Here is a 6,112-nt window from a genome sequence, read left to right as displayed (position 1 = left end):
CGGAGGCATCGAAGGTGTGCTGCAGGTACAGCAACCCGGCGATCAGACGAGGTGGCAATGCGGGCCGGCCCCGCCAGGAAGTGAACGAGACCACGAACGTGCGCTCGATCTCGGCCCAGTCGATCAGCGCAGCCAAACGGACCAGCGGGTGCTTCATGTTGAGCTGCTCGTCCAGCCGTGGGCGAAACAACTCACCGGACTGAGGCAGCGAAGGCTTCGGACCCATGGAACTCCTCGGAGAAATTTGCAAGAAAACAGGTACTGGAACAACCATACCTTGCAAATCCTGCGCCCATCCATCAGCAGAACTACGTGTCAGATCAAGGGCTTGCAGATTGTTCAGGGCGGACTCAATAGGAGGCGGAGAGGATGGACGGTCTTTGGCGCCCTCGCTCCATCCAGAATCCGACCCATGCCCGATACGGCGCCGGACAGGTCGGTCGTCTGTGCCGGTTCGTGCCACGGTCCGCAGCGTGGCCTCTCCCCACACCTTGTAATCCGCAGCCCAAGCAATTTGCCCTTGGGCATCGGTCAACTCCAGCGGCGCGCCGATCTGGTCGCACTGGTACCAGTAGGTATCAGGATGGCGGCGCTGTTGTTGCTGTGCCAGGCGGTGCCCTGCTTGCCGCTCTTCTTGAGCTTGACGGGCGTGGCCGGATCGAACGTCCAGCCGTCGGCCACTTGCGTGATCGCGCCGTTACCGCCGCTGAAGATGTGCGTGCCCAGGGACTGGAAAGTGGCGGGATGAAAGGTGGCAGGAGGGAAAGAGCAGGAAGGCGGGTCGGAGTGTTTTAAGCTGTCAGCGCAATCAGGACATGCCTTGGGCGCTATTGATATAGGAGCAGCAGAAAGTTGGCAGGATCACGCACGCCGAAAGATAGGTGAAAAGTGACTGATGCCCTAGTTCTGATTGGCTTAAGTGCTATTAAATGCATAGCAAAATGGCAAATGAACCACCCCGTGCAAAGCAATTGGCTAATGGCTGTGACGGGTTGCGCTGGTATGGCTCACCGCATTAAAAAGAAAATCCCGTTTTTGCGTTTACTTTTAATATGTCTCTGTTTTAAATATCAAGTTGCTCTGCCCAATATATTAATGTTTCGTCATTTGGATTTTCAAAATTTTTATATATATTCGAGTAATAATATTCTGATTCTGCTATTGAGCGTACTTGATCAAAAATATCATTTGTTTTTTCGAAGCCGTTACTGATGGGTATGGAGAATGAGAGCGCGCCACCGCCCGTGCCATCGATTGAGCCATGAAGTTTTTTATCAATTAATTCAGCTATTTTGGAAATTTTTGTTTCATCTGGATTTTTTAAATAAATCTGTATGCAAAAATTGCCGCCGTGCTTTAATATTTGAGCTTTGCCTTCTTCATTTAATGAGATGAGATCATTTTTTGCGAGCCCTAGCGCCAATCCAGGCGATGCTGGCAAGCGATATGATCCGTCGCCTAATGGCATTGCAGGTAATTCCTCGTGAACAGGACCGTTTTTATGGTGTCCGGCAAGAATTTTGATAATCGAATATTTATCTCTCATGGCTTAATCGAATCTGAGCCACTTCCGAAAAAATCTGCTTCATCAGAGCTGCACTTAAAATCAAGGGGCTTACATAGTTCAAGGGAATGCATAGGTCCTGAGTAATTTCTCAAACCTCATTTTCGGTCGAGTGATGGCTATATGAGTCGATAATGAGTTATAGCGCTATAAATAGTGTGTTCGAAGGTTTTGATATGTTGCCTTGCTAGGTGGGCCTATGTAATGTTGATAACATTTCCTCGCCTATTGAAGGCATAAGGAGTGTATGCACCTTTATAGCCAAGCAGTCTTAGCAGGTATTCACGTATGAGGTCATGAACATCTTCGTAGCGTTCAAGCTGCTCATGAAAAGTAAGTGATGAGAGCCCAGAGTGAATTAGTTCGTTTCTAAGGCTGTAAATATTTGAGGCTGGAGCAGGCATTCCAACTTCATTAAGCATTTCAGTTGCTAAATCTGAGAAAAAATACTTCGGGGTTTTTTTCGTAGCTTTGCCAGTAGTTTTTCTGAAGTAATTTCCAACAAATGCATACCCTTTGCTGTTTGCATAGCTGTGTTTGAGGTTTTCCAGGGTGATAAATGAAAGAATAGAGCGAACTTCCATCAACTGACCCTTGACTTCCGCCTGTGAGAGATAGTCTATTACTGATCTTAATTTTCTGGATTTTTCAAGTTGCTTGTAATTCGGAAAACACTGCTCAATGAACTGGCGGATGTTTTTTCCTTCTGTCAACTCGAAGGTTGGGCGAAAGAATCTAGCGGGAGTAGTAATTGAATTAACTCTTTTTTTTCCTGAGTCTGCGGGGTACTCATAAGCGTAGGGAATTACTCTGCATGTGCATGCAAAAGATAACATCCAACAAATTCGCTGAATTAACAATTCGGCTGCTTCAACCCCGCTCTCATCTACCTCTTGTATTATTGCTTCGGTGCTGGTATAAGGGGCATTTTTACGTTCAGGCTTTTCCCCATTGATTACATCAGCATGTTGTCTAAGCTGAATTTTCTTTCCATCAACATTAATGTTTATAACATCTTTGATGCCCATGTTGCCCGTCATAGTGATTTCTTCGCCGCCAATTAGGCAGTTCGCAATGCTTACTTTGAGGTCGTTTGGCATCTCTAATATCCAATCAAATTTTGACTATTTTTCCCCTGGATTGTGGGAGACTTTGCCATAAATTTCTGATTTATATTTCAATAAATGCATCATTTTCATGGAAGAAAATTATTGCCTTTATGTAGTCGTTGATGCTTGGATTTTCTGCTTGCTCGGTTAGGTTCTCTATTATGTCTTCTATATCTTCTTTTGTGAGGTAAGGGAAAAAACCTTCTTCTGCATACTTTTTCCTGATTGTTTTTTCTTCGTCGGGTGCGAGATTTAAGTCTGCTGTATAAAAGAAGACCTCTGAATTTTCTTTTAATTTCTCGGATTCTTTGGTGTACAGCCAGCCATTTTGTTTTTCTATCGATTTGATGGCATGTTTAAGTTCAATGAGATTTTTCATGGCTATTTGCAACTGAGCTTTTTAAAGCCGCCTTGTTGGTTAGGGTGAAGTGTTTCTTGCACTGGGCCTGGAGACCGATGCTGGCCACGAGGAATCAATTCAATTTGAGTTGGATCTTGCGCGCTATGGTGCCATGTTAGTCCCGGAGGGCTGGTAGTCGCAACTCCGCCTTTAGGGCCTGGTTTGACATGGTCAACCACTTCCTGTCCTAGAGTTTTAGCCAAACTTGGATCGGCTTGTAACATGTTATGTAGCTGCTCATTTGCCCATCTGAAATGATCCTCGCGGCTTCCAGATAAGATTTCACAAGGAATCGTTAGCTTTTTCCAAAGTGAATAATGTGGACTTGCTGTCGGTCTTCCTGATTTGTCTTGGACCGGACGAGGTTTTCCTTTTCCACCTTTGAGGCCCCAGGGGTCGCTTTGATCTTCGGGATTTGATCCATATTCGTAATAATTTTTTCCGCCAACTAATCCAATCGGATCTTGGCTAACAAATCGGCCCACAGCCGGATCGTAGTACCGGAAGCGGTTGTAATGCAGCCCGGTTTCCTCATCAAACTGCTGTCCCTGGAATCGGAAGGGTTGCTCAATGTGAGGCAGAGCGGATGAACGGTCACTGGTGCCCTCGCTCCAACCCACCCCCGGTCCGTTACCTATGCGGCGTCCTACAGGCGCGTCATCGGTGCCGGTCCTAGCCAAGGTCCGCAGCGTGGCCTCTCCCCAGACCTTGTAATCCGCCGCCCAGGCGATGCGCCCCTGGGCATCCGTCAACTCTAGCGGCGCCCCAATCTGGTCGCATTGGTACCAGTAGGTGTGCCGGTTTTCCTGTGTACCTTGGATGCTGGCCAGCGGCACGAAGCTAGCTGGCTCGTACACGAACAGCGCCTCCTTGCCCCCGCGCTGGCTGTGCACCATCAAATCGCCATCCCAAAGAAAGTGCGTGGCACCGAAGGAGTCCGCCTTGGATACCCGCCGCCCCAGCGCGTCATACGCATAGCGCGTGGTCTGAGTCACCCCATGGCGCGTGGTGCTGGCCTCCACCAGTTGGTGATCGGCATTCCAGCGCAGCTGGACCACCTCATGGTGCTCCCGCTTTCTGATTGCCCCGCGTGCGCTTGGTCACATTGCCGTGCAGGTCGTACTCGAAGTGCAGGTCCTGGTAGAACCGCAGGCGGTTGTCCTGGATCACTCCCAGTCCCCGTGATGCTCCCTGTTCCGATCGATCTTCCTGCTGGCGCCGCATCTGCGTCTGGCTGGCATCCAGTAGGTTGCCGGCCGGGTCGAAAGCGAACAGCTCGCTCGATTGGTGACTGCCCTGGCCGGGCAGGGCGGCCAGGATGCGGCCCACGGGGTCGTATCGGAAGTCCTGGCGGCCACGCAACGTGTTGGCCCGGACGATGAGCTGGCCCAGGGCGTCGTAGGCGTAGGCGCGCTCCAGCACCGGCCCGACTGCGGGCTGGCCCCGCGTGGTGATGGCGGAATCCCTTCAGGGGGCTAAAAACGGCGATTGTGCAATAAAGCCTTTGGAGAGCGGACTATCTCCACGGGGCATTTTTTCAATCTCTTGAAAAAATTAATTCCCCCTCATGGTATTTTTCTATTACCCAGCTTTCTCCGAATATCCAGACATCCCAATCTTCGGTTAATATTTCCATGACGAAATCTTTGAGAAATCTTATGTTGGATTTTATTTCTGCAAAATCTGCATTTGACCAAACTATTGTTATATCCTCTTGGATTTTTTGCTCTAAAATTATTTTATTTAATAAGTCGCATGCTTCGGAGTCGTTGGCGAATTTGTAATTTTTATGGTTTTTTTTGGATAGATCAAGCCGGCCCCATGATTTTATGGGGATGTTGCGTTTTTTTGCCTCTGTCTCAATATCAAAATGAATTGGACTCAAAGAATATTTCCCGGCATCAATTTGCTTTGCAAAATTTGGAAGATGCTTCATGTGTTTCTTTTTAGGAGTTTCTTAAATGTATCTTCATTTCCCGGAAATTTAATTGCCCATTTTTTGGCGCATGCCCCTTTCCCTACCTCAACGTTAATATGCGGACCTTTGTCGGGATCATAATCGAGTCGAAAACGTTTGAACTCTCCATCTCCTAGTCCGGTAAAGCCTGTTTTTCTTCCTCTTCCAGCTCCAAGTCGCCCAGTTTGAGGAGCTCGGCTACTCGGATCGATCGTTCCCATTTTTGTAAGTGCGATATTTCTTGCCTCCTCAAAAGATCCAGCCTCGATTTCAATTTCCTTCTTGGGTGGATTTGGACATGTTGTCGATAGGCCATATGGGTCTACCCAATTTAACGTATTTGCTGCATAGGTAAATATATTTATTCCGCCAGCCAGCCCAATAGGATCTTGGCTAACAAACCGTCCCACCACCGGGTCGTAATACCGGAACCGGTTGTAATGCAGCCCGGTTTCTTCATCGAACTGCTGGCCCTGGAAGCGGAAGGGTTGATCGATGGGCGGCGGTGCAGCGCGGCGCGCTGTCTCGCCGTTGGCCTGCCAATCCACCCCCGGCCCATGCCCGATGCGCCGCTGGCTCTGGTTGGGCAGGCCATCTGTCCCTGTCCCCGCCACGGCCCGCAGCGTAGCCTCCCCCCAGACCTTGTAATCCGCCGCCCATGCAATGCGCCCCTCTTCGTCGGTCAACTCCTGCGGCGTGCCGATCTGGTCGCATTGATACCAGTAGGTGTGGGTGTCTTCCGGCGTGCCCTGCACGGTCGCCAGCGGCACGAAGCTGCCCGGCTCGTAGATGAACAGGCTGTTGTTGCCCCCGCGCTGGCTGTTGACCATGAGGTCGCCATCCCACAGATAGCGCGTGGTGCCGAAGGCATCGGCCTTGGCCACCCGCCGGCCCAACGCATCGTAGGCGTAGCGGGTTGCCAGGGTCACCCCGTGGCGCGTCGTGGTGGCCTCGACCAGTTGATGGTCTGCATTCCAACGAAGTTCGGTGATCTCCTGATGGCCTGCACGCTGGTTGCCCCGGGTGCGCTTCGTCACGTTGCCATGCACGTCGTATTCGAAGTGCAGGTCCTGATAGAACCG

Annotated in this window: 8 protein-coding genes; all 8 read right to left on the bottom strand. The window is 50.0% G+C overall.

The features are described from left to right. Nucleotides 1-226: transposase (locus tag BLT03_RS23455; RefSeq protein ID WP_491907764.1), on the bottom strand; the 226-nt coding region annotated here is incomplete at its 3' end. An 837-nt stretch (nucleotides 227-1,063) separates the two neighbouring features. Beyond that, entirely contained in the window at nucleotides 1,064-1,546 is a 483-nt protein-coding gene (locus tag BLT03_RS23440; RefSeq protein WP_092746183.1) for a DUF4265 domain-containing protein, read from the bottom strand. Nucleotides 1,547-1,761: 215 nt separating this feature from the next. Continuing rightward, nucleotides 1,762-2,664, bottom strand: a complete 903-nt coding sequence (locus BLT03_RS24280; RefSeq protein ID WP_139160531.1) for a hypothetical protein — start codon at nucleotides 2,662-2,664, stop codon at nucleotides 1,762-1,764. A gap of 70 nt (nucleotides 2,665-2,734) precedes the next feature. Beyond that, nucleotides 2,735-3,052, bottom strand: a complete 318-nt coding sequence (locus tag BLT03_RS24275; protein ID WP_139160530.1) for a DUF7716 domain-containing protein — start codon at nucleotides 3,050-3,052, stop codon at nucleotides 2,735-2,737. A gap of 2 nt (nucleotides 3,053-3,054) precedes the next feature. Beyond that, nucleotides 3,055-4,131, bottom strand: a complete 1,077-nt coding sequence (locus BLT03_RS24970; RefSeq protein WP_245711542.1) for an RHS repeat-associated core domain-containing protein — start codon at nucleotides 4,129-4,131, stop codon at nucleotides 3,055-3,057. A 1-nt stretch (nucleotide 4,132) separates the two neighbouring features. Then, a complete protein-coding gene (locus tag BLT03_RS24965; RefSeq protein WP_245711541.1) occupies nucleotides 4,133-4,495 on the bottom strand; it encodes a hypothetical protein in 363 nt (120 codons plus the stop codon). A 115-nt stretch (nucleotides 4,496-4,610) separates the two neighbouring features. Next, entirely contained in the window at nucleotides 4,611-5,009 is a 399-nt protein-coding gene (locus BLT03_RS24270) for a CDI toxin immunity protein (RefSeq protein ID WP_139160529.1), read from the bottom strand. After that, a partial coding sequence (locus BLT03_RS23430; RefSeq protein ID WP_139160528.1) for an RHS repeat-associated core domain-containing protein occupies nucleotides 5,006-6,112 on the bottom strand: 1,107 nt, incomplete at its 5' end. The genes BLT03_RS23430 and BLT03_RS24270, both read right to left, overlap by 4 nt.

Source organism: Paracidovorax valerianellae, assembly GCF_900102625.1.
GTDB lineage: Bacteria > Pseudomonadota > Gammaproteobacteria > Burkholderiales > Burkholderiaceae_C > Paracidovorax > Paracidovorax valerianellae.
This window is presented reverse-complemented; position numbering and strand designations above follow the sequence as displayed.